Here is a 24600-nt window from a genome sequence, read left to right as displayed (position 1 = left end):
ACTGTAAATCCGTTGGCTCAGCCTACAATGGTTCGAATCCATTCTCTCCCACCATTGTATAAGTTGTACGAACACGTTTATTTATACGATATTAATATATATATGATAAAAACACTTCATTTAAGAAGTGTTTTTTTATTAATACATTCCGATACTAAATAAGTAAGCAATTACTACGGCTATTGGACCTGTTACAAGTCTGGAGAAAAGCATAGCCGGTACGCCTGCTTTAACTGTTTCATCTTCGGCTTCTGCCATTGTTAAAGCAACCGGAACGAAGTCGCAACCAACTTGAGAATTTATTGCAAAAAGTGCAGGTAATGAATAAGAAATAGGTATTGTTCCTTTTCCGATTTCAACCCCAAGAAGTACACCGACAACTTGAGCGATTACGGCTCCAGGACCAAGAATAGGAGATAAGAATGGTAGGGCACATATTACTGATAAGATAAGTAATCCCGGTAAAGTTCCTGCCAAAGGTTTTATTGCATTTGCTATAATATCACCAAGACCTGAGAATAGGATTATACCAACAAGTACGCTTACGAATGCCATGAAAGGTAGAATATTTTTTATTATAATGTCTATTGAATCTCTACCAGCTTGATAGAATACATTAACGAATTTACCGATTACTTTACCTACAGATGCTATTATATTTAAGAATTTATTTCCTTCATCAGCATTTTCAGCTTCTATTGTTTCATTTACAGCTGTTGTTTCGCTTTCTTCGCTTTTTTCAAATTCAATTTCTTTATCATCTTCCATAAGAGATAGGTTGTCTTCTTTTACGCCTGATACAAAATTATTTTCGTTCATATAACTTGCTAAAGGACCTGATGGCGAAATTGGATGAATATCTATTGTAGGTACGCCCATTTTTGGATAAACACCACATCTTAAAGTACCGCCACAGTCAACAACTGCGATAATTATTGTTTCAGGTTCTACTTTATTGTTAAATCCGTCTACTGCTGGAACATCTAAAAGTTTGGCTATTTTTGCTGCTAGAGGATGAATGCCTCCACCTGTGATTGATGCAACGACTTTTTTTGTATCTGTTTCATATACTGTTAGAGGTCCCCCATAGCCGCCTTTTCCTTTTGTAACCGTTAATTTTTTCATCTTATTGTGCCTTTCCTTTCTTAAGTAGTTTTACTGTGATAAATTCTGTTAAGTTCCCTCTGATAAAAGCAACGATAAAAGCAACGAGGATTGCTCTAACTGCTAAAGGTGTGATTGATGCACCAAGGGTAGTTATGCCGGCTGCGATACCTGACCATACGAACAATTCTCCTGGGTTTGCATGTGGGAAAAGTCCAAGCATAGGATGTGCAAATGTGAACATACCGTCTATACAAGCTGCTTTGTCTTTTTCTTCAACGAAACGAGCCATTGTATAACACATAGGATTTGTTAAAAAGAATAAAGCCATAAAAGGTAATAAAGTATATCTTAATATTCTGTATTTGGTTATTTTCTTTGCAAAGTTCATAACCTTTTCTTCACCTATTAATGCGATAATGGCATTTATTAATGTTAATAAAATGATTAAGTTGGGAAGTATGCTTGTTATTAATCCAACTAAATTTTCGCCCCCTTTACTTATCATTCCGTTAAAACCTTCTGCGATTTTTACTACTAGTTCCATGTTTTTACCTCCGTTTTATTATTGTTCTAAGCATTCCAGTTTTTTGTTTTGTAATAATTCTTTTGCATTTTCCAAAGCTAATTTTAATTTTTTGTTAGATACTTTTTCATGTAGAGAGTCAATAGAAAGATTTGTATAGTCTTCTTTGTTTTTTAGTCTTGAAAAAACCGTATAGCCACTCATTTCTAAAAATTCGATAATATTATCATTATTATCAATAACGGTAACTATCAAAAATCCTTTTCCAAATGACAGTTTTCTTTTACTTGTACCTGTAACCAAATAATATTCATCTTTATACTTACTCTTTAGCTGTGCTATTTTTGTATAAATATTTCTAAGCTGCAAGTAAGAAAATATGGTTTGGACAAATATAACAAGAAGAAACAGTACCATAACCATAACCCACATTTTTTATACCGCCTTTCCTTTATTCTTGATTTGATATTAATTTTGGGGAGAAAAAATGTCAATGCGATATGCATAAGTGGAACATATTCCACAAAATTGACGATATTTACATTTGTTCAAGGAATATATGTGTAACATTTGTTCTTTATAGGAACAAATAATTGACTTGTGTTACTTGTAACATTATTATGTTTACAAGATTTAGCTTTAATGATAAGCAGAAAGAAGGTATATAATGAAAACAAAGGCAATAAGGCTATATGGAGAAAATGATTTAAAACTTGAAGAGTATGAATTACCAAAAATGAAAGATGATGAAATATTAGCAAAGATTATTACAGATAGTGTATGTATGTCTACTTATAAATTATCAAAACAAGGAGAAAAACATAAAAGAACACCTGAGGGTTTAAAAGAAAACCCTGCAGTAATAGGGCATGAATTATCTGGTATTATAATAGAAGTGGGAGATAAGTGGAAAGATAAATATAAGAAAGGACAAAAGTTTACAGTACAACCTGCTGTTAGTGTAGACGGAAAAGTAAAAACAGTAGGATATTATTATCAATATTACGGCGGAGACAGTACATATAGTATTATTCCAAATGAAGTAATGGAAAATGATTGTTTAATTCCTTTTAACGGAGATTCTTTCTTTGAAGCTTCTTTATCAGAACCTGTTTCTTGTATAATTGCCGGATATAACAGAATGTATCATACAAATGATGAAAATCATATTCACTCAATGGGTGTTAAGAAAAATGGAAAGATAGCAATTTTAGGTGCGTGTGGTCCTATGGGTCTTGAATGTATAGATTATGCACTTCAGCTTGAGGATGCACCAAGTCTTGTTGTTGCAGTTGATGTATCAGAAGACAGACTAAAAAGAGCAGAAAAACTTTTATCCCAAAAAGCTCAAAAAGATACAAAAATAGTATTTGTAAATTCGAATGCATATGAAGATTCTACAAGTAAATTAATGGAATTAAGTAATAATGAAGGTTATGATGATGTATTTGTATATGCACCTATTACTCCATTAATAGAACAAGCTGACAGTATCCTAGGTAAAGACGGATGTTTAAATTTCTTTGCAGGTCCTATTGATAAAACATTAAGTGCAAATATAAATATGTATAATGTTCATTATAATTACACACATATTACCGGTTTTACAGGAAGCACAAACCAAGATGTTCTTGATGCTTTATCTTTAATGGAAAAAGGAAGATTAAGTCCTACTATTATGGTAACTCATATTGGTGGACTTGACAGTGCAATTTATGCAACTCAAAATGTTCCTGATATTCCAGGTGGTAAAAAGATGATATATACTCAAATTGATATGCCACTTACCGCAATAGATGACTTTGAAAAACTTGGCGAAGATAATGAATTATTTAAAAAGCTATATGAAGAATGTAAAAAACATGATGGATGCTGGAATAAAGATGCAGAAAAAGTATTATTAGACTATTATAATATTTCACTTAATGAATAGGAGATAAGATATGTTAGCAAATACAAAAGAATTATTAGTAAATGCACAAAAAAGCAAAAAAGCTGTAGGCGCATTTAACTGCCCTTCTCTTGAAGCAATAAGAGCTACAATAAAAGCAGGAGAAAGCTTAAACTGTCCGATTATCTTACAGCATGCTCAGTCGCATGATCCGATAATGGAAATGGAAGAGATGTTACCTATATATATGTACTATGCAAAAAGAGCAAGTGTTCCTGTTAGTGTTCACTTAGACCATGGCAGTACTTTTGAAAAATGTATTATGGCAATAAGAATGGGTGTAAGCTCTATTATGTACGATGCATCAGCAAAGGATTTTGAAACAAATATAGAAGAAACAAAATATATTACTGAAATTGCTCATGCAGCAGGTGTATCTGTAGAAGCAGAGCTTGGTCATGTTGGAAGTTTTGCCTCATCTGATGAAGGCGGAGGTAAAGATGATGAAGGTATATATACAAACCCGGAAAGTGCATATGAATTTGTTCAAAGAACAGGAGTAGACTTTCTTGCAATATCTTTCGGAACCACACATGGAGTATATTTAACAGAACCTAAACTTGATATTGAAAGAGTAAAAACAATAAAAGAAAAAATAGGAATTCCTCTTGTTATGCATGGAGGTTCAGGAGTAAGTGAAGAGGATTATATAAAATCAATCAAAAATGGTATAAGCAAAATTAATTATTATACATATATGAACTGTGCAGGCGGAGAGGGTATACACGAATATATAAAGGAAAATCCGAATAATATGGCATTTGATAAAATGAGTCTTTATGCAACGGATAAAATGGAAGAAGACGTAAAACGAGCAATGTCTATATTTGACTGTTAGTCTATATTTATAATTTATTTTAATTTATGTTATTATAATATAGCAAATATTTATTATGCAAAGACAACAAAGAAAGTAGGTATTAAAATGGTAAAGACAAAAGTAGTAAGCATAGGAAAAGATGCATATTTTGAAGGATATCCTTTACTTGTAATATTTGGTAAAGACTGTCCTGATGAGTTAAAAGATATTTGTATAGTACATGAGTATATGGATAAGCCAAATGCAGAAATGATTAAGGTTGGCGGGAAAATACTTATTGGTGGAAATGAATATACCGTTGAAAAAATCGGCGGTGATGCAGCAAATGAAAATTTATATAATTTAGGGCATATGACTATTAATTTTAGTCCCGATTTAGATTTAATGCCGGGAAGCATACTTGTTTCTCCTTGTGTGGTTCCCGATATAAAACAAGGGGATATCATAGAATTTTAATGAGGATAAAATATGGAAAATTATGATGAAAATCGTTTACTAATCGAAATTGCTCATCTATATTACGATAAAAATCTAACTCAAGCACAAATCGCAAGAAAGTATAACATAAGCCGTTCTTCCATATCAAAAATGATAACAAAAGCAAGGCTTCTTGGAATAGTAGAGGTTGTTATTCACGATGAAGGCGTTCATCCTTACAGAGAACTTGAAAGTGAGCTTAAAGAAGCATTGTTTTTAAAAGATGTAATTTGTGTAAATGTTGAATATAAAGACTTGCTTATTGAGAGATTAAGTTCTGCCGCAAGCAAATATCTGGCAAGAAAAATGAGTAACAATAAAGTTATAGCAATGGCAGGGGGCAGAACCTGTTATCAGATAGCATCAGGTTTTGTGTGTTCTCTTCCTTTTGATGATGTAACTTTTGTTCCAATATCCGGTGGACTTGGAGATAAGTACAGATATATGCAGGCAAGTGCAATATGCGAAATGCTTGCCCATAGAAGCGGCGGTAATTATATGGAATTACATGCGCCTCTTGTAGTCGACTCTCATGAAGCAAAGAAAATGTTAATAAGCCAAAACTTTATAAAAGAAGTTTTTGATAAAGCAAAAAATGCAGATTTGGCAGTTGTGGGAATAGGGGGGCAAGATAGATATCGTACTTGGGTTGAAAATTATATGTATAAACAATATAAAAGTCTTCAAGAATTAGACGAAGCAATTGTAGGGGATATATCCTATAACATATACAATAAAAGAGGAGAAAAAATAGATTGCAAATGGCATGATCATTTAATGTCATTAGACTTGAATGAAATAAAAAAGATAAAAGAAGTTGTTGCCGTTGCCGGAGGAGTTGAAAAAGCCGACAGTATATATACAGCAATAAGGTGTAATTATATTGATTCCCTTATCACAGATGTAAATACGGCAAAAAAACTTATTTCACTTGCAAGATAAAGTACTGATGTGTATCTGCAATTTATATATTCCACTTATGTTTTTTTATATCAACATGGGTTTCATTTTTAAAGAAGATTCCTTCTTTTTCCAGCAATTCTTTTTGTTTTTCATAACCCGGAGCAATTCTTCCGTTGAAATTTACAACTCTGTGACATGGATATTTGCCGAAATATTCTGATATACTGAGTATTTTACCAACTAAACGTGCATTTTTAGGTCTTCCTGCAAGATTTGCTATTTGTCCGTATGTAGCTACTTTTCCTTTTGGTATTTCTTCTACTATAGAAAGTACAATAAAAATTAAATCTTCGTTAAGAATTTTACTCATTTTAAATTTATTCCTTTTTATATATTATAAATTAATATAAAATGCATGTAAATAATTTATAAATATGTTTTTTAGTGTTTTGTTTTAGTTTATTTTAATAAAAAAACAACGATATTTATCGTTGTTTTTAGTGAAATATAATAAAGTATATTACATATATCCAGCCTAATAAGCCGTGTATAATAGCCCAAAATATCGAATGCCATGTAGTATAACTTATAACCATTGCCAGTGCGCTTCCAAAAGATATACCTGATTTTACGGTCTTTTTTATTATTGTAGTTCTATTTTCAGTTTCCATTTTTATTTGTCCTCTTTTTCATCTTTATTAAAAATTTTAACAGATATTGATATGAAAAGAAACTTTTATAATGATATTTTACTTAAATGGTAAAATATTTATTTGAACTGATATAACAATTTTGTCTAATAAGTCAGAAAATATTAAAATTTTTAATTGAACGTTATATAAAAATAAGGTTGTTTGAGTTTAAAAATTAACAGTACTTATAATGCAATATTTAATATAAATTGACCCGAAGGGGATTGAGTCATTATATTTCTTTTCCATTTATTAAATATGATAAAAGTTTTACTGCTTCTTTCTTCTTTTTTGAACAATATGAAAAAGAATATCCAATATTGTCAGCTATATTTTTTAACTTTTCTTCTTCTATATAGTATTTAATAATTATATTTTTTAATATATAATTCATAGACTCTAAAGCTTTTTCAAATATTTCAATTTCATCTTGTAATTTAGAAAGTTCATTTTTATCATGTTCACTTAAATTTTTATAGTTTTTTAAAACATTAAGTCTTGCTTTTTTTGATTTAAGAGATTTTAATTCTTTTTCGAATTCCTTATATTGCTCTTCTATAATCATTATTCTCCTTTTTAATACAAATTTCTGACTTATTTTTTCATTATATAAAAATATTACGACACTTCCAATATTATGACAACATCTGTATAAGATTTGTACAACAATATAACAAAAAAATGACAATATTTGAATAAAGAGTAACTTGTAAATACCTTATTTTAGGCTGAGTTATAGGTTTATACATTGGTGTATTAGCCTTATTGGAATGAGTTTTATATATTTATTAGTTGAAATTTTTGTAAGCCGTGAAGCAAGTTATATGAGATATTTAGCATGTATTTTACATAAGTTAGAAAGTATTTTTATGTCATAGAAGTTTTCTTTGTAATAAAAAAGCCATATTAATACAATAGGTATTAATATGGCATACTATCAAATGGAGCTACTAACGGGACTTGAACCCGTGACCTCTTCCTTACCAAGGAAGTGCTCTACCGTCTGAGCCATAGCAGCATTAACAGTCTATATGATAACATGATTTTTATTGTTTGTAAATTTATTTTTTAGTATTTTCTTCAATAAATTTTAAAATATCTTTGTATACCTCGCATTTATTTACTTCGTTTAGAATTTCATGTCTTAATCCGTAATAAAGAATATGTTTGGTATTTTTATAGCCGATATTTTTTAAGAAATTGATACTTTCGAGAAAACGTTTCTCTCCTCCGATTACAGGATCATCTTCTCCTGCAAGAAATAAAATAGGCAAATTTTTGTTTCTTACTTTATATTCTTCTTTTTTAAAAGCTTTATTAACCATCTTAAATAGATTCTTAAAGCCGTTTAAAGTAAAAATGTATCCGCATAAAGGATTATCGTTATATTTTTTTACTTCATTTATATCACTGTTCAACCATTTATTTTTTATTTTTTCTTCGAATTTATCATCAAACGAACCGAAAGCCAATGTGTTTATAAAAGTACTTCTATAGTGTTCGCCCTTAAATTTTTCTATTTTTTCGGTTATTTTAATACCCAAATTCGCCATTTTGTTTTCATATGGAGGTCCGCTTAATATAAGTCCGTCTATTTCATGATCGAATTCTTTTAAAAAATTTCTTGCAACAAGAGTTCCCATACTGTGTGCAAAAATAAAGTAGGGAACATTTTCATATTCTTTTTTTATTTTTTTAAGTATGATATATAAATCTTTTACTATCATTTCTCCGCTGTCATCGTAGAAATAACCTAAATTATCCTTTTTATCTATGCTTTCTCCATGTCCTCTGTGATCATGAATTACGCATAAATATCCTTTTTGTACAAGATAATTCATAAAATCGAAATATCTTTCTTTGTGTTCTGCCATTCCGTGAGAAATCTGTACAACTCCTTTTACTTTATCATCTGGAGCTTTTATAAAACATGAAAGTTGGATTTTTTCATCTGCCGAATCTAGGAAAAATGATTGTTCTCTCATTTTATTTCCTCACTTAAATTAATTTATATTTGATAATATTATATCATAAATTAGATTATCCATATAATATACTTATACTTACTTTTTAATTATATCTTATTTTCTTTTTATAATCCCTTTTTGATATGTTGCAAGCAGCATTTCAAGATAATATATTTCTTTATTTATTTCCTTTGCTTTATCTGTATCTTTTACCAAGATTCTTTTGTCATTGTCATATAAAAATCTGTATTCGCTTCTTATATCTATTTCATTTTCTATTGCATACTCTACATTATTAAAAGGATGATGGGTTATGAGATTCATTCCGTATGAATTATACGTAAGAGTAAAACCCGCAATACCCGTTACGCTTCTGTATGCCTTTGCATATCCGCCATCTATAAGAAGTAGCTTTCCTTCTGCTTTAATGGGAGATTGCCCGTCCTTTAGTTTTATGGGAACATGTCCGTTTATTATTTTTGAGTTCTTATCATTTAATCCGAATTCATTTAAAATCTCTTCTGCTGTTTCTCTTTTTGAAGATTCTGTAAAATAAGCTAAATATTTTTCTTTATGTGTGGTCTTATCATCTATAAAGTATCTTTCGAATGTAGCCATTTTGTTTTTTCCAAATAGGGGAGAGTTTGGTGCACACCATAAATACCAAAAATATGAAGTATCTTTAGTGTTTGTATTCGCAACAGTTCTTAAATGAAGTTCCATTTTGTCAAGGAGTTCTTTTCCTTTAAAATACTCATCACAAACCAGAACTTCTTTGAATGTTCCGTCTTCATTTAACGGTATACATCCGTGGAATAAAAGGTTTTTATTGTATATGAGATATACACTTCCTTTTGTGAATAATGTATCTACGTGTTCGGTCAATTTTTCACTTGAAATGAAGCTTTGCTTTAATGTTTTTATTATTTTTTCTTCTTCTTTTGTTAGTTTTGTTGGATTGCTTTTGTCAATGGTAGGAAAATCTTTTGTATTTAGGTAATATGTTTTATCGTCTAAAGTGATTATTCCCTTCTCAAAATCACATTTTGACAGCATATCTCTGTTATCCATGTTATATTCGGGATGAGCTTTAATTATTTGACTTTCCAGTTTAAATTGTATTATTGCCATTGCTTTTTGCATTTTTGCCATCAGTAACTCGTCAATATCCGGGTTTTCATCACTTAGTCTTGGAAGGAATTGTTTTAAATCCTCTTTAGTTGAATTTTTATACGCATCTGCTGCAAACAATGATAACTGAAGTATACCTATTCCGTATCCGTCTCTTAAGGTTTCTATATTACCGTATCTGAGGCATATTCTCATTACATTGGCGATACATGCTTCATTTCCGTAGTTTGCTCCCATCCATACTATGTCGTGATTTCCCCACTGTATGTCTGCACTGTGATGGTTTGATATAATATCCATCGCTTTATGAGCCCCTCTTCCTCTGTCATATATGTCTCCTATTATGTGAAGATGGTCTAGATTTAAAGTTCTGATTGAACGACAGATTTTTATAATGAAATCGTCACTTGCATTTGTATCTATTATTGTGTCAAATATATTTTCAAAATATAAACTTCTTTTGGCATCACTGTTGTCTTTGTATAATAACTCCTCGATTATGTTGACATAATTTTTGTCTATATTTTTTCTTACCTGTTCTCTGGTTGATTTACTTGAAACATTTTTTAGTATTTCAATTAAAGCCTTTAGGGTATTTTTATACCATAGAGGTGTTAGATTTCCTTCTTCTTTTAACAGTTTTAATTTTTTATTTGGATAATATATCAATGTTATTATCGTATTTAGTTCCTCTTCATTTAGTCGGTCTTTGAGCGTTTCATTTACTTTTCGTCTTATACTTCCGGAACAATTTCTCAAAACATGTTCAAAAGCTTCGTTTTCTCCGTGTATATCTGTTATAAAATGTTCAGTACCTTTGGGAAGATTTAAACTTGCATTCAATTCGATTATTCTTGCTCTGGTTTCGTGTATATTTTTATATTGTTTTGAAAACAATCTTAAATAATCTAAATTATCGTATATTTCCTTTGTGCTAAAATTTCGCATTTTTTTACCATCCTTTATTCTATATTTATACTATATCATTTTTTCCTTATAAATACTAATCATAGATTATGTTCTTAAGAATAGTATGAAATTAAGGTTAAAAAATATTTAAATTTTGAAATGAAAACAATGGTATACGATTATTATTTTATTAAATTTATTTATGGTATATATAAAATAAATATATTATGTTAACTGATTTGAAATATGATATAATAATATAATTATTGTTTTATATTATATGTTTTATATTTACCTATATAATATGTGTAGTTTTTACTTTTCATATTGGGAAATAATAGAACTCGTGTAAATATATTTAGTGTGATTGATAAGAGGATAAGCAAATGTTTGAAAAAATATTGGATGCAACATCATTTATAAATAAAATTAATTATTCTGCCGATAAAAAAGGCAGTATTTTTGTTCAGGGAATAAGCAGTAATTTAAAAAATATGGTTACTTTATATGAACTGAAAAAAAACAAGAAACCTATTATATATATTCTCAAAGACGATGTGGCGGCTAAGGAAGCTTATATTAATCTTATGGATATTGCAAGTGAAAAGGATATTTTATATTACCCGTCAAAACCTGTAACACATGAGTTTATAGACAGTCATTCCATGGAACTTACAGGAAAAAGAGTCAATGTTATAAAGCATGCATTGGTTAACAGTCAAAAAATTATCGTTACTTCTATAAATGCAATTGGAGAAAAAAATGTATTTTTTAATAAAGAAGATATCATAACAAAAAAAGTAGAGGATATTTTGGATATAGATGAATTTATAGGTTTACTCGAATATTACGGTTATGAAAGAGAATATGAAGTGACAGGACAGGGAGCATATGCACTAAAGGGAGGTATTGTTGATGTTTTTATCATGGGTGATAATAAGCCGGTACGTATTGAGTTTTTTGACGATGAAATAGATTCAATACGTACCTTTGACGCTGCAACCGGTAAAAGCATAGAAAAAGTTGAAAGTTTTACTTTGATTCCCGCAAGAACCGGTATTTTAGAATTTGAAGAAATAAACAAAATCAATAAGAAAATAAGAAGTAAACTGGAAAAACTTATAGCAAAAGATTCGGATGAAGAAATAAGTAAAAATAACAGAGATTTGTATGAAAAGATTATTGATAACAGTAATAATACAACAAAATACATATGTTATGACCAAAAAGACCATCTAAAATCTTTAATTGATTTATTCAGAGATTATCTGCTTGTATTTGATGATTACAGTATTATAAAAAAAACGTACAATGCGTTTTATAAAAATAACAGAGCCGAACTCAAAGATTTGTGTGATCATGGGAAGATATTGGATATACAGGTAAACAATCACTTTAAGTTTGAGGAAATGGAGAACCGTTTTATAAATGAAAATTCACTTATATATTATGATTTATCCATAGCTTCAAATAATTTATTCTGTAAAGATATTATTGAAATTAAATCTGCGGATAATATAAGTTTTGTAAAAAATATTAATTTTCTGATAGACAGTATCGTTTCTTATTTAAAAGAAGACTATAAAATTATCATTACATATAAAAGTTTAAAAGAGAAAAACAGTTTATTGGAATTTTTCGATAATTATAATTTAAACTGTACGGATAAAATAAAAAAAGGTCATATTTCTCTTATAAAAGCAAGTATAAAAAGCGGAGTTAATATATTAAGCGATAAAGTCCTGATTTTATCTTACAACGATATTTTAGTAAAAAAAGAAAATAAAAAAAGAAGCAAAAAGCGTGATAAAAAGAAAGAAAAAGCTTTTTTCAGTGAAATTACAAAAGGAGATTATGTAGTTCATGAAACCTATGGTATAGGTCGGTATCTTGGTATGGTTAATATGGAAGCAGGTGGACTCTATAACGATTATTTGGAAATAGAATTTGCCGGTGACGATAAACTGTATGTAATTGCCAATAAAATGCATTTGGTGAGTAAATATATAGGAACTCAAGATGCTCCTCCTAAATTGAATAAACTCGGATCTCAAGTATGGGAAAATACGAAAGCAAAGACAAAAAAAGCCGTTAAAGAGTTGGCAAAAGAATATATTACTTTATATGCCAAAAGAAGAGAAATAAAAGGGTATGCTTTTAGCGAAGATACTGTATGGCAAAAGGAATTTGAAGATAACTTCGGATACGAACTTACAGAAGATCAGGAAAGGTGTGTAAAAGAAGTTAAGGAAGATATGGAAAAGCCTTATCCCATGGACAGGCTCGTATGCGGAGATGTGGGATTTGGAAAAACCGAGGTTGCCATGAGAGCAGTATTCAAAGCCGTGATGGACGGTAAACAATGTGCGGTATTGGTTCCGACAACTATACTTGCCATGCAACATTATGATACTTTTGTTGAAAGGTTTAAGGACTTTCCCGTAAATATAGAAATGCTTTCAAGGTTTAAAACTAAAAAAGAAGAAACGAAAATTATTGATAAACTAGCAAGAGGAAAAGTGGATATCGTTATAGGTACTCACAAACTTCTTTCGGATAGTGTAAAGTTCAAAGATTTGGGACTTCTGGTGGTTGACGAAGAGCAGCGTTTCGGTGTTATGCACAAAGATAAACTTAAGCTTATAAAAGAAAATGTGGATACGCTTACTCTTTCGGCGACACCAATACCCAGAACTTTGAATATGTCGCTTATAGGAATAAGAGATTTATCAACGATTGAGAAACCTCCGAAAGAAAGAGAAGAGACGGAAACCTATGTTCTTGAATATGACGATTATATTGTTAAAGAGGCTATAAACAGAGAGCTTAACAGAGGTGGACAGGTATTTTTCTTGTATAACTCTGTAAAGAATGCAGAGAAAACCTGCCTTGCATTAAGAAAGTTGATTCCCGGGCTTAAAGTTGAATTTGCAAATGGACAAATGCCTGAAAAGGAACTTGAAAAAACAATGTTTAGATTTTTAAACAAAGAGTTTGACGTTCTTGTATGCACTGCAATTGTTGAGAATGGACTTAATATATTAAATGCAAACACAATGATAATAAAAGAAGGCAATAATTTGGGATTGTCGCAACTGTATCAATTGAGAGGACGAGTGGGGAGAAGCAATAAAAATGCTTATTGTTATATCACATATGAAAAAGATAAATCATTAAATGAAGTTGCGGTGAAAAGGTTGAAAGCCATAAATGAATTTACTAAGTTTGGATCCGGATTTCAAATTGCAATAAGAGATTTGCAAATAAGAGGTGCAGGAAACTTGCTTGGGGCAAATCAAAGCGGTCATTTTTCTTCCGTTGGATATGAATTATATACGAAGATGCTTGCTGAAGCCTTGGCAGAAAGCAAAGGCGAAGTTAAAAAGATTCCTGTTGAAACTTCCATTAATTTGAAAATAAATGCTTATATAGATAAAAATTATATCGAAGATGAAAAACAGCGTATTCTTACATATAAAGAAATAGCAAGTATAGAAAATGAAAATGACAAGGAAGAAATGATTGAAAATCTGATTGATATTTACGGTGATGTGAGGAGGGAAATCATGAACCTTATAGATATATCGCTATTGAGAAACAAAGCATCAAAAAAGGAAATTGTAAGTATAAATGTCAATGAGGGAAATAGGGAAATATATTTTGATTTTGATAAAACCAAAGAATTGGATATGGAAGTAGTAAATAAACTATATGATATGTTCAGAGGAAAATTTATAAAAAACAATAAATTTATCAGAATTTGTTTTCCTTATAAAAAAACAAGGAATGTTCATTTAAGCATTATGAGTTTGATGGATAAAATAATTGATAATCTTTAATATATTGTGTATAATTTATGAGATTATTGATACTGATAATTATTTGATACAGAAAGGATAAATAATGAGAAATTTAAAAAAAATTTTAGGTATAACGTTAATATTTGCTTTATGTTTATCTATGTTTGGATGTACTGTGAATGAAGAAAAATTGAAAGAAAAGGCTGTTGCAAAGGTTAACGATAATATTATACAAAAAAAAGATTTGGATAACATGGTGGGATTTACTTTGGTTTCTTATTATGCCACAAGCGGAACGGCAGTCGATACTTCAGATGCCACAGTTGAGTCTCTTAAAGAGCAGGCGGTTGAAGATTTGGTTCAAAACGAACTTGTAAAAACGGTGGCTTCAAAATATGGATATAAAGTTAATCAAAAAGATATAGACAAAGCTATAAGCACTACCCTTAAATCGATAAAAGACAGTAGTTACATGAAAGGTGACAATTATTTGTCTACATTAAATAAGTATGGATTTAAAGATGAAAAAAGCTTTAAAGAGGCAGTAAAGCTTTATGCTGAATCCTCTACTTATTTGCAAGGTTTTACCGAGCAGTTCAGAAAGAGCATTCAAGGTAAAGAATATGCTACTTCAACATATATGACAGTAGGTGATTTAAAAGTACCTTCATATATTTATTATTATTGCTTTATACAAAAAACCCTTGAAGACCAATATAACAGTTATTTGGGTTCATATACCGGGGAAACCCAGAGTGAGTCTAAAAGTGTTGAAGAGTTGAAAGAAGAGAGTAATACAATGCTTGAAGAAAAAGCTGCTTATTACAGTGCAGGTAAAGATGCGAAAACCCAAATAAGTAAAAAACAGATTTCAAATAAGATCAGTGAAAATAGTACTTATGAGTCAATGTTTGGTTCACAAACTATGGAGTCAATATGTGAAGCGTATGGAATTACAAAGACTCAATATGATAAAGCAGCTAAATGGGTTGCGACTGCAGATGTATATAAAGATCAATTATCCGATAATGTGAAGTATGATAAACCTACTGAATCAGAGGCCGAAAAAGAATTCAATAAAAATACGGAACAATACGATAAGTCAACTGTAAGTGCTAAACATATTCTTACTCAAGATAAATCACTTGCAAAAGAAATATATGAACAATCAACAAAAGAAGACGTAAACTTCGATGATATCATGAGTAAATATCAAAATAATTCTTCGGTGGAACAGGCCAGTGATTTGGGAGCATTTACTTATGCTTCAATGGTTGAAGATTTTTCCAAGGCGGTATTTAAAGCAGATAAAGGAGAGGTGATAGGACCTGTAAAAACTGAATATGGATATCATGTAGTTTATGTATATGATAAAAATATCACACAGCCTGTATTTAAAGATTATAAAGATACTGTTTTGTCAACACTTGATGCAAAGAAAAAAGAAGAAGCTGCTATTAAGTTAAATGAAGATATTCTTAAAGAGCATAAATGTAAAATTTTAATCGAGGATATCGATGAGCCTTATAATATGTTGATATCTAAACTTAAAAAAGACAATAAAGTAAAAATTTATAAATCAATTATGAATAAATAAAGTATGAGCAGAAAACAAAAAGAGTCATGTTATTATGACTCTTTTTATTTATGTAAAGAAGGGTAAAATTTACAATATTTATGTTTATATAGATTCAATGAAAATTTTAACTTAGAGGTTTATCGGAATAAAAGTATTTTACCAATCCAAGGGAAATATATTTTGCAATTTGTTTTTGGTAATCTTCATCATTTAAAAGTTTTTCTTCTTCCGGTTCACTTATAAAGCCGCATTCTATCAATATACTTGCAGTGTTATCGTTTTTTAATATATATAAATCATTCCTTGGTTTTATTTGTCTGTGTTTTGAAAATTGTGATGTATTATCCAATTCTTCTTTTATATACTTCGCTAAAGTTTCACTTTTTTCATGATTTTGTAGGTACAAAACCTGCGCGCCTCTGCTGTTGTCGGTATGTGAATTCATATGTATGCTTACCATTGCATCGCATTTTGATTCTTTTATTATTTCTCTTCTTATTCGCATATCGCTTTTTTTCGACCATTGTATACTGCCGTCTTCAAAAAGTCCGTTGTCGTTGTCTCTTGTGAGAACAACATTGGCACCCATGGTCATTAAGATGCTCTTTAACTCTTGTGCCACTTTGAGATTTATTTTGTCTTCATTTTCTATTGTACCTACTTTCCCGGGGTCTTTCCCTCCGTGCCCCGGATCTATACAAATCGTTTTTCCGTCTAGTATATATAAGGAGTTATCCACATATGATGTGGTCAATAATAAGTATCCGCATATGGCAAACATAAATGCAATTAAAAAAATTCCTGACAATATCATATAAATATATTTTTTCATGTTTATCCTCCCATATAAAATATACTTAATAAAAGTATATAATATGATTGATTTATGATAGTCTAAGCTTGGAAAAATGCTTTATGTTACAAGATATTTTTATTATATAATTAATCTGTTTAATATAAATTGTATTTTTAATGTTTAAAATGTCATAAACCAAATAAAAAGTTTATTATATTGTTGACAGTAAATATCCCCTGTGTTATACTAATTTAGTATGTATCCGCACTGAAAAAGGTTAAAATAAGTTGATTTTCACACCTTAGACGGCGAGACAGGATAGTGGAGGTAAGAAAGATATGTATGCAATTATTAAAACAGGCGGTAAACAATACCGTGTACAAAAAGGTGACGTTATAAACGTTGAAAAAATTGTTCCAAAGAGAAAGAATCAAAAGAAAGTAACTTTTGATGAAGTATTGATGGTAAACGAAGATTCAAACGTTTTGGTTGGTACACCTGTAGTAGAAGGTTACAAAGTAGAAGGTAAAATTTTAGAACAAGGTAAAAGCGAAAAAGTCATTGTTTATAAATACAAGGCTAAAAAAGACTATAGAAGAAAACAAGGTCATCGTCAACCTTATACAAAAGTTGAAATTACAGGTCTAGTAAAAGCTGAATAATGATTGATATCAGTATAGATATAAAATCGGATTTTATAGAAAAAATAGAAATTAATGGACATGCAGGAAGTGCAGAAAAAGGATATGATCTGATATGCTGTAGCGTATCCACTCTATTGATATCTTTGATAAACGGATTGAGTGAATATGTAAAAGCGGATATCGAAGTAAAGGTAGAAGAAGGATGTTCTTTTATTCATATATTTGATAAAGACAAAGAAAAAAGAATGAAGATAGAAACTTTGACAAATGTATTTTTGCTTTCTGTCAGAGGACTTGAAAAAGAGAATCCCAAGTTCATTAAATTAAACATTACGGAGGAATAAAAATGATTAAATTTAATTTAGATAACTTACAATTGTTTGCTCATAAAAAAGGTATGGGTAGTACAAAAAATGGTAGAGACAGTGAAGCTAAAAGACTTGGAACTAAAAAAGGTGACGGTCAATATGTTTTAGCCGGAAATATCTTGGTTAGACAAAGAGGAACCAGAATTTATCCTGGAGTTAATGTAGGAATCGGCGGAGATGACACATTATTTGCCAAGGCTGACGGAGTTGTTAAATTCGAAAGAAAAGGAAAAACAAGAAAACAAGTAAGTGTATATCCAAAGGCTCAATAGAATAAATTAATTGATGAACTCCATACTAATATGTGTGGAGTTTAATTTTTTATAAAGGAAAATAATTATGTTTGTAGATAAAGTAAAAATAAATGTAAAAAGCGGAAAAGGCGGAGATGGTGCAGTTGCTTTCAGAAGAGAAAAATATGTTCCAAACGGAGGTCCTTCCGGCGGAGACGGCGGTAAGGGCGGAGACGTTATATTTGTAAGCAACAGTGCATTGAATACACTGGAATCTTTTAGATACAAAAGAAAATTTGCCGCACAGCCGGGAGAAGGCGGCAGCAGAAGTAATATGAGCGGTAAAGATGGAAAAGATATAAAAATCGAAGTACCTGTGGGTACCGTTATTTTTGATGCCGATACGGGGCAGTTGATTTGTGATATGGCTGAGGATAATCTTGAAATAACCGTGCTAAAAGGTGGAAGAGGCGGAAGAGGAAACCAACATTTTGCGACTTCTACCAGACAGTCTCCCAAATTTGCCAAACCCGGAGACGAAGCGGAAGAAAAAGACTTGGTACTGGAATTAAAAACAATTGCAGATGTTGGGTTGATAGGGTTTCCGAATGTAGGGAAGTCTACCATCCTTTCCATGGTTACAAATGCTACTCCTAAAATAGCCAACTATCATTTTACAACATTATCACCTAACTTAGGGATTGTTAAGTATAAAAACAGTGAAGATTTTGTTCTTGCCGATATTCCGGGACTTATAGAAGGAGCAAGTGACGGACAGGGATTAGGGCATCAATTTTTAAGACATGTTGAGAGAACAAGACTTCTTGTTCATGTTCTTGATGCTTCATCAATAGAAGGTCGAAATCCCAAAGAAGATTTTGATATTATAAATAAAGAGCTTTCTCTTTATTCCGAAAAGCTTATGCAAAGACCTCAAATTGTTGTATTGAATAAAACTGATTTAATACAATCCGACGAAAAAGAAAAGATCATAAATGATTTAAAAAAATATTTTGAGGATAAAGGTTATAAAGTGTTTGATGCAAGTGCGGTCATGAATGACGGGCTTGACGGTATAATGAACTGCATTGTTGAAATGCTTCCTTCGATAGAAAAAACACCTTTATTCTTTACTACGGAAGAAAAAGTTTTATATGCTCCGAAAGCGCAAAAGGAATATGAGATTGAAATTGATGAGGGTATATATTATATACAAGGTAAGATGATGAGAAGACTGCTTGGTTCGGTTAACTTGGATGATTATGAGTCGAGTATGTATTTCCAAAGAGTTCTTAAAAATAAAGGGATTTTTGCCGAATTGGAAGCTCTTGGTATTGAGGACGGGGATATAATTAATATAGAAGGATATGAATTTGAATATTACAGATAGGAAGTAGAATATGAACAGTAAAGAAAGAAGTTTGTTAAAAAAAGAGGCAAGTAAGATGCAGCCTATAGTTCATATAGGCAAAGACGGAATGAGCGACAATATAGTTATACAGGTAAAAGATGCATTAAAAGCGAGGGAATTGATAAAAGGGAAAATACAGCAGAATTCTCTTGAAGATGTAAGGGAAGTTTCCGAATATTTGGCTGAAAAAACCGACAGTCAGGTTGTTATAACAATGGGGAGTACTTTCGTTTTGTATAAAAGAAATCCGGATAAAAACAAATATAATGTTTAGGTAATATTATGAAGGTCGGATTTATAGGAGGAAGTTTCAATCCCATTCATAACGGACATATACAGCTTGCTTTGGCAGCTAAGAAGGAGTTAGGTCTCGATAAGGTGTTATTTATTCCCAACAGTAAAAACCCGATAAAAGAAAATAAAAGCAAAGTAACCTGTCAAGACAGAGTGGAAATGGTAAAAGCGGCAATAGAAGGATACCCTTCTTTTGAAATTGATACGTATGAAACGGATAAAAAAGGAACAAGTTATACAATTGATACTGTAAAGTATCTTAAAAGTAAATATAAAGATTTGTTTTTTATAGGAGGAGCGGATTTGATATTTGAACTTCATAAATGGAAAAGCTACGATGAGCTTTTAAAAGAAGTTTGTTTTGTAATTGCAAATAGAGCTCCTTATATGAGTGATGAATTGTATAAGAAAGTATTATATTATAACGAAAAATACGATGTAAACATTAAAATTCTTAAGAACTTTAAGCTTATTAATTTATCTTCAAGTGAAATAAGAAAAAATATTTTAGAAAATAAGTCTTTAAAAATCCCGAAAAAAGTGGCACAATATATTATAGAGAATAATTTATATTATGATGATTAAAGGAAGAGTATCATGAAAGAATATACCAACATAAAAGAACAACTAAAAAAACTCCTTAAAGAAGACAGATATATTCATACTTTAGCAACGCAAAGAGAAGCGGTTCGACTTGCGAAGCATTATGATGTAGATCCCGAGAAGGCTTCGATTGCAGCCTTGCTTCATGATTGTGCAAAAAATATGGACACGAAAGTAATGCTTGATATTTTGAGAAAACAATATGTTAAGCTTGATGAAATCGAATTGGCAAATACTGCATTACTGCACGGAAAAGCAGGAAGGATAGTGGCAAAATACAGATTTAATGTAACGGATGAAGATGTATTGAGCGCGATAGAGTACCATACTACGGGTAAGGAAAATATGACAATGCTCCAAAAAATTGTATTTTTGGCAGATGTTATAGAAGAAACAAGAACTTATGAAGGTGTTGATGAGGTTAGAGAGGTTGCTTATCAAAGTATCGACAAAGCTATTGTAATGAGTTTAAATAGAACGATTCTTTCTATTTTAAAAAATGGCAAATTACTTCATCCGGATACGGTTAAAGCTAGAAATTACTTAATAATGGAAAGAGAAAAAAGAAATAAAGAATAAAAAAGCCCTTTAGGGCTTTTTTATTATAATAGATATAAAAAAAAGAGAATACAATATATAATATATATTCTCTTTTTACATGTGATATTTTCCCTCTCCCAAACAAAATCATAAAATTTATATATTTATGAACCCCAAAAGTTTATATTAAAAAATACAAACTGTATCTTAATAGTTCACATATTTCATATCTATTAAGTAGGTATATTATATAACATATTTGGGCTAAAATAAACCTATCCGCATAAACGACATTTTATCAACGCAAACGACAAATATTTACGGTAAATAACAAAATTATGGATAAATTATTTTGGAATTTTTTCATATGATTATAATACGGAGGTTTAAAGATGGAGTATATAAATGAATTTGTACCTTTAAGTAAAGATATTATAGGTAAAAACAATGAGATTTCTATAAAGAGTGAGGAAGAGGAAGTATGTTGTAAAAAAGATAAGCGACAAGATTCTTTTGAAAATCTGGATGAAGTAAGTAAAGTTGCCATAACAGCTATAACTTCTATGAATCATATGGTTAAAATGGTGGCAGATTTGATTATAAATAAAATAAATGATTAAATACATATTTAAAATATATTAAATAATGATATAATATATAGACTATTTTGTAATTTAAGGAGAAAGCAATGTACTTGATTGTAGGGCTTGGCAATATAGGCAGCGAATATAACTTAACAAGACATAATATAGGTTTTGAGGCAATAGATTATATAAGCGAAAAGAGCGATATAAAAATAAACAAAATGAAGTTTAAAGCTGATTACGGCAAGGGGCGAATCGGTAATGAGGATGTTTTTCTTGTTAAACCGAGAACTTATATGAATTTAAGCGGAGAAAGCGTTAAACTGTTTAAAGATTATTTTAAAATTCCCGATGAAAATATATTTATTATTTATGATGATATAGAGCTTCCAAAAGGCAAACTCAGAATAAGGAAAAGCGGCGGATCAGGTACGCATAACGGGATGAAATCAATTGTAAAGGAATTAAATACTAAAAATTTTCCCAGATTTAGGCTTGGAGTCGGAAGTCCGGAACATGGAGATTTAATCAATTATGTTTTGGGTAAATTTAGGGATGAAGAGATTCCAGTTATAAGAGAATTAATTGTTAATACACAAAAGGCAGTGTTTGTGGCTGTTGAAAAAGATTTAGATAAAGCAATGAATTTATATAATAAAAAATAAAACAGAACCCCAATGTATTTTTATACATTGGGGTTTTTAATAATCATATATTAAATGTAATTAAAGTGTAATAAAAAAATTTATATAAGAAGATAAAAAATTTAAAATAACTTGACATGGAGTTAACTCCAGGTATTATAATACGAATAACTAAAAGGAGGTGGTATGCATATGAAGATTGCCGAAGTCAGTAAAAAGTTTGATTTATCTCAAGATACACTTCGTTATTATGAACGTATAGGTTTAATTCCTCGTGTAGGAAGGAATTCTTCCGGAATAAGAGATTATAAAGAAAAGGATCTTGGATGGGTAGAGTTTATAAAGTGCATGAGAAATGCGGGACTTTCGATAGAGAGTTTGATAGAATATGTTACATTATTTGAAGAAGGAGAGCATACGGCAGGAGCGAGAAAAGATATTTTGTTTGAGGAGAGGGAAAAGCTCAGAGAAAGAATAGCTCAAATGAAGGAGACCTTAAAAAGACTTGACAAAAAAATTGAGGGATATGAGCGTTGTTTAAACAAAGAAAAAGAGTTGAGATAGCAGGAGGTTGAATAATGGATAGAATTGAACTTTGCATAAAAAACCGTGAAAAATTATTTAAAAACGGAGAGTTGCCAAATGTTCCAAATCATGATATGTCGGAAATACTCAATTATTTTATATTCGGAGAAGTTTTTGAAAGCAGTGAACTTATAGACAGTAAATTAAGGGAGCTTATTACAATATCTATTCTTACGACGAATCAACTCCTTGTTCAGCTCAAAGTACACTTGGAGGCTGCTTTAAATATCGGTACTAGCGCTGTGCAAATCAGAGAAACGATATATCAGTGTACACCGTATATAGGTTTTCCGAAAGTGTTGAATGCTCTTGAAGTAATGAATGAAGTATTTGATGAGAAGGGCATACGAACTGACGGCTCAAAACAAAAAAGAGTAAATGAAAGAAACAGGTTTGAAAAAGGTCTTGATGTGCAAAAGTCAATATTCGGAGATGTTATAGATAATATGCACAAAAATGCTCCAAAAAACCAAAAGCATATACAAAATTATTTATCTGCAATGTGTTTTGGAGATTTTTATACAAGAGGCGGAATTTCTCTTAAGACGAGAGAAATTATTACTTTATGCTGTTTAATATCCCTTGGAGGATGTGAAAGTCAAGTTAAAGCGCATATTCAAGGAAATATCAATGTGGGAAATACAAAGGATGTTTTAATTGCGGTAATTACGCATTGTCTTCCTTATGTCGGATTCCCGAGAACTTTAAATGCTTTAAGCTGTCTTAATGAGATAGTGTAAGGTTGGTTAACTTTAATATATTTAGTTGATTTTATTATAAAGTTTTTTGTATTTTATTATTTCTTTTGTGTTTATTATTGCATATTCGATATTATTTAATACAAGTAATAGTTTTTAATGAATTCATGATAATCAATTAATTTCAAAATACAAGAAATTAAAAATTTTGATTCATTGTAATAAAAAATAAAATAGCATTTTGTTATATGTATATAGAGAGAATCTTTTATGGATTAATATATAAATGATTCTCTTTTTTATTTAAAGATTAATGTTAGATATAATAAAAAAGGTTTCAAATTATTTGATAATATTTTATAAAATAGAGTTATTACAATTATCTTTATATTGTCTTATTTATAATGGATGTTTAATGTAATATAAACAAATTGTTTACTTAATTATACTGTTAGTCGATTGAGTATTATTGCAATACTGAATTATAATAACTTAAAAGGAGGAGTAAATCATGAAGAAAAAAACTTTTGGGATGATAATATCGGAATTAAGAAAAGAGCATAATATGACACAGCTTGAGCTTGCAGATAAAATGGGTGTTACCGATAAAGCCGTATCAAAGTGGGAGAGAGGAGTTTCCCAAACAAAAGGATATTAAGGAATAACCTGTGTTTACCTGCTTGCAGAATACTGGTGTATAAGAGAATGACACTTGAAATATAGTGTCTTTTTCTATATCTAATAAATTTTCATTAGATAACTGAAAAAGAATGACTGTTCATTTCTAGCGTGATATAATTTATATTATAGAGAACGATAAATTAGAATTTGACGGGGAGGTCTCATGAGGACAGAATATAAACACAATCCGCCCATTCCATATAGTCTGCATGATATGCGGGTCAAAAAGATTATAATTCAAGATAAAACAATAGTCCTTGAATTCGAGGACGGATATGAAAAACTTACAGAACCTTTTGAACAGGTCGAGGGAAACATCACAATCGAAGGTGTGGATTTTGATTGTACCTGCGTGATGTTGCAGAGCAAATGGGGAAACTATGGAAAATTCAACGGTGAGAAATTAGAACTGGAACGCTTTATAAAGAGATACAAAAACTATAGCTTTGAAATTGTAGATGAATTATACGGGTATAATCAAGTATTGTATTCTGGTTATTTATCTATCTTAGAAACAGAAGATTTAGTTCAAATGGACATTTCAATTTACTTTACGGGCAAAATTATTTACGATACAAAAGAGTAACAAATTCCAGCTTGTAGAACTAAAAATGTGAATTTGTTTGATGTTAGTAATACAAGAATTTGAATTTTCAGAGG

Annotated in this window: 28 protein-coding genes and 1 tRNA gene; 19 read left to right on the top strand and 10 right to left on the bottom strand. The window is 30.4% G+C overall.

Annotated features, from left to right (window positions below):
- Positions 1–138: 138 nt before the first annotated feature.
- Genes QZ357_RS07115 through QZ357_RS07105 form a run of 3 tightly spaced genes read right to left on the bottom strand, consistent with a single transcriptional unit; the run spans position 139 to position 2062 of the window.
- Positions 139–1125 (bottom strand): PTS glucitol/sorbitol transporter subunit IIB, encoded by a 987-nt coding sequence (locus QZ357_RS07115; RefSeq protein WP_290773889.1) that lies wholly within the window; start codon positions 1123–1125, stop codon positions 139–141.
- A gap of 1 nt (position 1126) precedes the next feature.
- Positions 1127–1651 (bottom strand): PTS glucitol/sorbitol transporter subunit IIC, encoded by a 525-nt coding sequence (locus tag QZ357_RS07110; protein WP_290773886.1) that lies wholly within the window; start codon positions 1649–1651, stop codon positions 1127–1129.
- A gap of 18 nt (positions 1652–1669) precedes the next feature.
- A complete protein-coding gene (locus QZ357_RS07105; protein WP_253229621.1) occupies positions 1670–2062 on the bottom strand; it encodes a transcriptional regulator GutM in 393 nt (130 codons plus the stop codon).
- Between the two features lie 235 nt (positions 2063–2297).
- Between QZ357_RS07105 and QZ357_RS07100 the strand changes: the two genes are divergently transcribed.
- The 4 genes from QZ357_RS07100 (at position 2298) to QZ357_RS07085 (ending at position 5820) form a co-directional block, all read left to right on the top strand.
- On the top strand, positions 2298–3563 hold the full coding sequence (locus tag QZ357_RS07100; RefSeq protein WP_290773878.1) for a zinc-binding dehydrogenase: 1266 nt from the start codon (positions 2298–2300) through the stop codon (positions 3561–3563).
- 10 nt (positions 3564–3573) lie between these two features.
- Entirely contained in the window at positions 3574–4419 is an 846-nt protein-coding gene (locus QZ357_RS07095) for a class II fructose-bisphosphate aldolase (RefSeq protein WP_290773874.1), read from the top strand.
- Between the two features lie 87 nt (positions 4420–4506).
- Positions 4507–4857: a PTS glucitol/sorbitol transporter subunit IIA gene (locus tag QZ357_RS07090; RefSeq protein ID WP_290773872.1), complete on the top strand. Its 351-nt coding sequence runs from the start codon at positions 4507–4509 to the stop codon at positions 4855–4857.
- 12 nt (positions 4858–4869) lie between these two features.
- Positions 4870–5820 (top strand): sugar-binding transcriptional regulator, encoded by a 951-nt coding sequence (locus QZ357_RS07085; protein ID WP_290773869.1) that lies wholly within the window; start codon positions 4870–4872, stop codon positions 5818–5820.
- Between the two features lie 22 nt (positions 5821–5842).
- Here the strand turns inward: QZ357_RS07085 and QZ357_RS07080 are convergent, their stop codons facing one another.
- The 6 genes from QZ357_RS07080 to QZ357_RS07055 all read right to left on the bottom strand — a co-directional run bounded on the left by QZ357_RS07080 (position 5843) and on the right by QZ357_RS07055 (position 10519).
- Positions 5843–6151 (bottom strand): MGMT family protein, encoded by a 309-nt coding sequence (locus QZ357_RS07080; protein WP_290773866.1) that lies wholly within the window; start codon positions 6149–6151, stop codon positions 5843–5845.
- Between the two features lie 127 nt (positions 6152–6278).
- The gene (locus QZ357_RS07075; protein WP_290773863.1) at positions 6279–6452 is read right to left on the bottom strand and encodes a hypothetical protein; all 174 of its coding nucleotides are present in this window, start codon (positions 6450–6452) and stop codon (positions 6279–6281) included.
- Between the two features lie 253 nt (positions 6453–6705).
- Positions 6706–7038 (bottom strand): hypothetical protein, encoded by a 333-nt coding sequence (locus tag QZ357_RS07070; protein WP_290773860.1) that lies wholly within the window; start codon positions 7036–7038, stop codon positions 6706–6708.
- 377 nt (positions 7039–7415) lie between these two features.
- Positions 7416–7491: transfer RNA gene (locus QZ357_RS07065), tRNA-Thr, on the bottom strand.
- 43 nt (positions 7492–7534) lie between these two features.
- Positions 7535–8458 carry an alpha/beta hydrolase gene (locus QZ357_RS07060; protein WP_290773857.1) on the bottom strand — a complete coding sequence of 308 codons (924 nt, stop codon included), beginning with the start codon at positions 8456–8458 and terminating at the stop codon, positions 7535–7537.
- Positions 8459–8554: 96 nt separating this feature from the next.
- Complete coding sequence (locus QZ357_RS07055; protein WP_290773854.1) at positions 8555–10519, bottom strand: fructose-1,6-bisphosphatase; 1965 nt, start codon at positions 10517–10519, stop codon at positions 8555–8557.
- Between the two features lie 347 nt (positions 10520–10866).
- On the opposite strand from QZ357_RS07055, the gene mfd reads away from it, so the two are divergent.
- Together mfd and QZ357_RS07045 are read left to right on the top strand one after the other, a co-directional pair.
- Positions 10867–14319 (top strand): transcription-repair coupling factor, encoded by a 3453-nt coding sequence (gene mfd, locus QZ357_RS07050; RefSeq protein ID WP_290773851.1) that lies wholly within the window; start codon positions 10867–10869, stop codon positions 14317–14319.
- A 64-nt stretch (positions 14320–14383) separates the two neighbouring features.
- Positions 14384–15877, top strand: coding sequence for a SurA N-terminal domain-containing protein (locus tag QZ357_RS07045; protein WP_290773849.1), 1494 nt, complete (start codon positions 14384–14386; stop codon positions 15875–15877).
- 106 nt (positions 15878–15983) lie between these two features.
- Here the strand turns inward: QZ357_RS07045 and QZ357_RS07040 are convergent, their stop codons facing one another.
- On the bottom strand, positions 15984–16691 hold the full coding sequence (locus QZ357_RS07040; protein WP_290773846.1) for an N-acetylmuramoyl-L-alanine amidase: 708 nt from the start codon (positions 16689–16691) through the stop codon (positions 15984–15986).
- 302 nt (positions 16692–16993) lie between these two features.
- Here QZ357_RS07040 and rplU point away from each other — a divergent pair, with 302 nt between their 5' ends.
- From rplU to QZ357_RS06975, 13 genes are all read left to right on the top strand, one after another.
- Entirely contained in the window at positions 16994–17317 is a 324-nt protein-coding gene (rplU, locus tag QZ357_RS07035; RefSeq protein WP_290773842.1) for a 50S ribosomal protein L21, read from the top strand.
- A complete protein-coding gene (locus tag QZ357_RS07030) occupies positions 17317–17643 on the top strand; it encodes a ribosomal-processing cysteine protease Prp (protein ID WP_290773839.1) in 327 nt (108 codons plus the stop codon). Before rplU ends, QZ357_RS07030 begins: the two co-directional genes overlap by 1 nt.
- Positions 17644–17645: 2 nt before the next feature.
- Positions 17646–17939 carry a 50S ribosomal protein L27 gene (gene rpmA / locus QZ357_RS07025; RefSeq protein WP_290773837.1) on the top strand — a complete coding sequence of 98 codons (294 nt, stop codon included), beginning with the start codon at positions 17646–17648 and terminating at the stop codon, positions 17937–17939.
- A gap of 67 nt (positions 17940–18006) precedes the next feature.
- A complete protein-coding gene (gene obgE, locus QZ357_RS07020; RefSeq protein WP_290773834.1) occupies positions 18007–19290 on the top strand; it encodes a GTPase ObgE in 1284 nt (427 codons plus the stop codon).
- Positions 19291–19300: 10 nt separating this feature from the next.
- Complete coding sequence (yhbY, locus tag QZ357_RS07015; RefSeq protein ID WP_290773831.1) at positions 19301–19585, top strand: ribosome assembly RNA-binding protein YhbY; 285 nt, start codon at positions 19301–19303, stop codon at positions 19583–19585.
- Between the two features lie 8 nt (positions 19586–19593).
- Positions 19594–20190 (top strand): nicotinate (nicotinamide) nucleotide adenylyltransferase, encoded by a 597-nt coding sequence (gene nadD, locus QZ357_RS07010; protein WP_290773828.1) that lies wholly within the window; start codon positions 19594–19596, stop codon positions 20188–20190.
- Positions 20191–20202: 12 nt separating this feature from the next.
- A complete protein-coding gene (gene yqeK / locus QZ357_RS07005) occupies positions 20203–20787 on the top strand; it encodes a bis(5'-nucleosyl)-tetraphosphatase (symmetrical) YqeK (protein WP_290773825.1) in 585 nt (194 codons plus the stop codon).
- 353 nt (positions 20788–21140) lie between these two features.
- Complete coding sequence (locus QZ357_RS07000; protein ID WP_290773822.1) at positions 21141–21368, top strand: hypothetical protein; 228 nt, start codon at positions 21141–21143, stop codon at positions 21366–21368.
- 68 nt (positions 21369–21436) lie between these two features.
- Positions 21437–21997, top strand: a complete 561-nt coding sequence (gene pth, locus QZ357_RS06995) for an aminoacyl-tRNA hydrolase (RefSeq protein WP_290773819.1) — start codon at positions 21437–21439, stop codon at positions 21995–21997.
- A 171-nt stretch (positions 21998–22168) separates the two neighbouring features.
- Entirely contained in the window at positions 22169–22540 is a 372-nt protein-coding gene (locus QZ357_RS06990) for a MerR family transcriptional regulator (protein ID WP_290773816.1), read from the top strand.
- Positions 22541–22554: 14 nt separating this feature from the next.
- Positions 22555–23301, top strand: a complete 747-nt coding sequence (locus tag QZ357_RS06985) for a carboxymuconolactone decarboxylase family protein (protein ID WP_290773813.1) — start codon at positions 22555–22557, stop codon at positions 23299–23301.
- Between the two features lie 469 nt (positions 23302–23770).
- A complete protein-coding gene (locus tag QZ357_RS06980) occupies positions 23771–23917 on the top strand; it encodes a helix-turn-helix transcriptional regulator (protein WP_290773809.1) in 147 nt (48 codons plus the stop codon).
- A 186-nt stretch (positions 23918–24103) separates the two neighbouring features.
- Complete coding sequence (locus QZ357_RS06975; protein ID WP_002801797.1) at positions 24104–24526, top strand: hypothetical protein; 423 nt, start codon at positions 24104–24106, stop codon at positions 24524–24526.
- Positions 24527–24600 lie beyond the last annotated feature (74 nt).

Origin of the sequence: Anaerofustis sp. (assembly GCF_019420015.1) — a bacterium.
Lineage (GTDB): Bacteria > Bacillota > Clostridia > Eubacteriales > Anaerofustaceae > Anaerofustis.
Note: the sequence above shows the minus strand (reverse complement) of the source record. Positions and strands in the feature narration are given on the sequence as shown.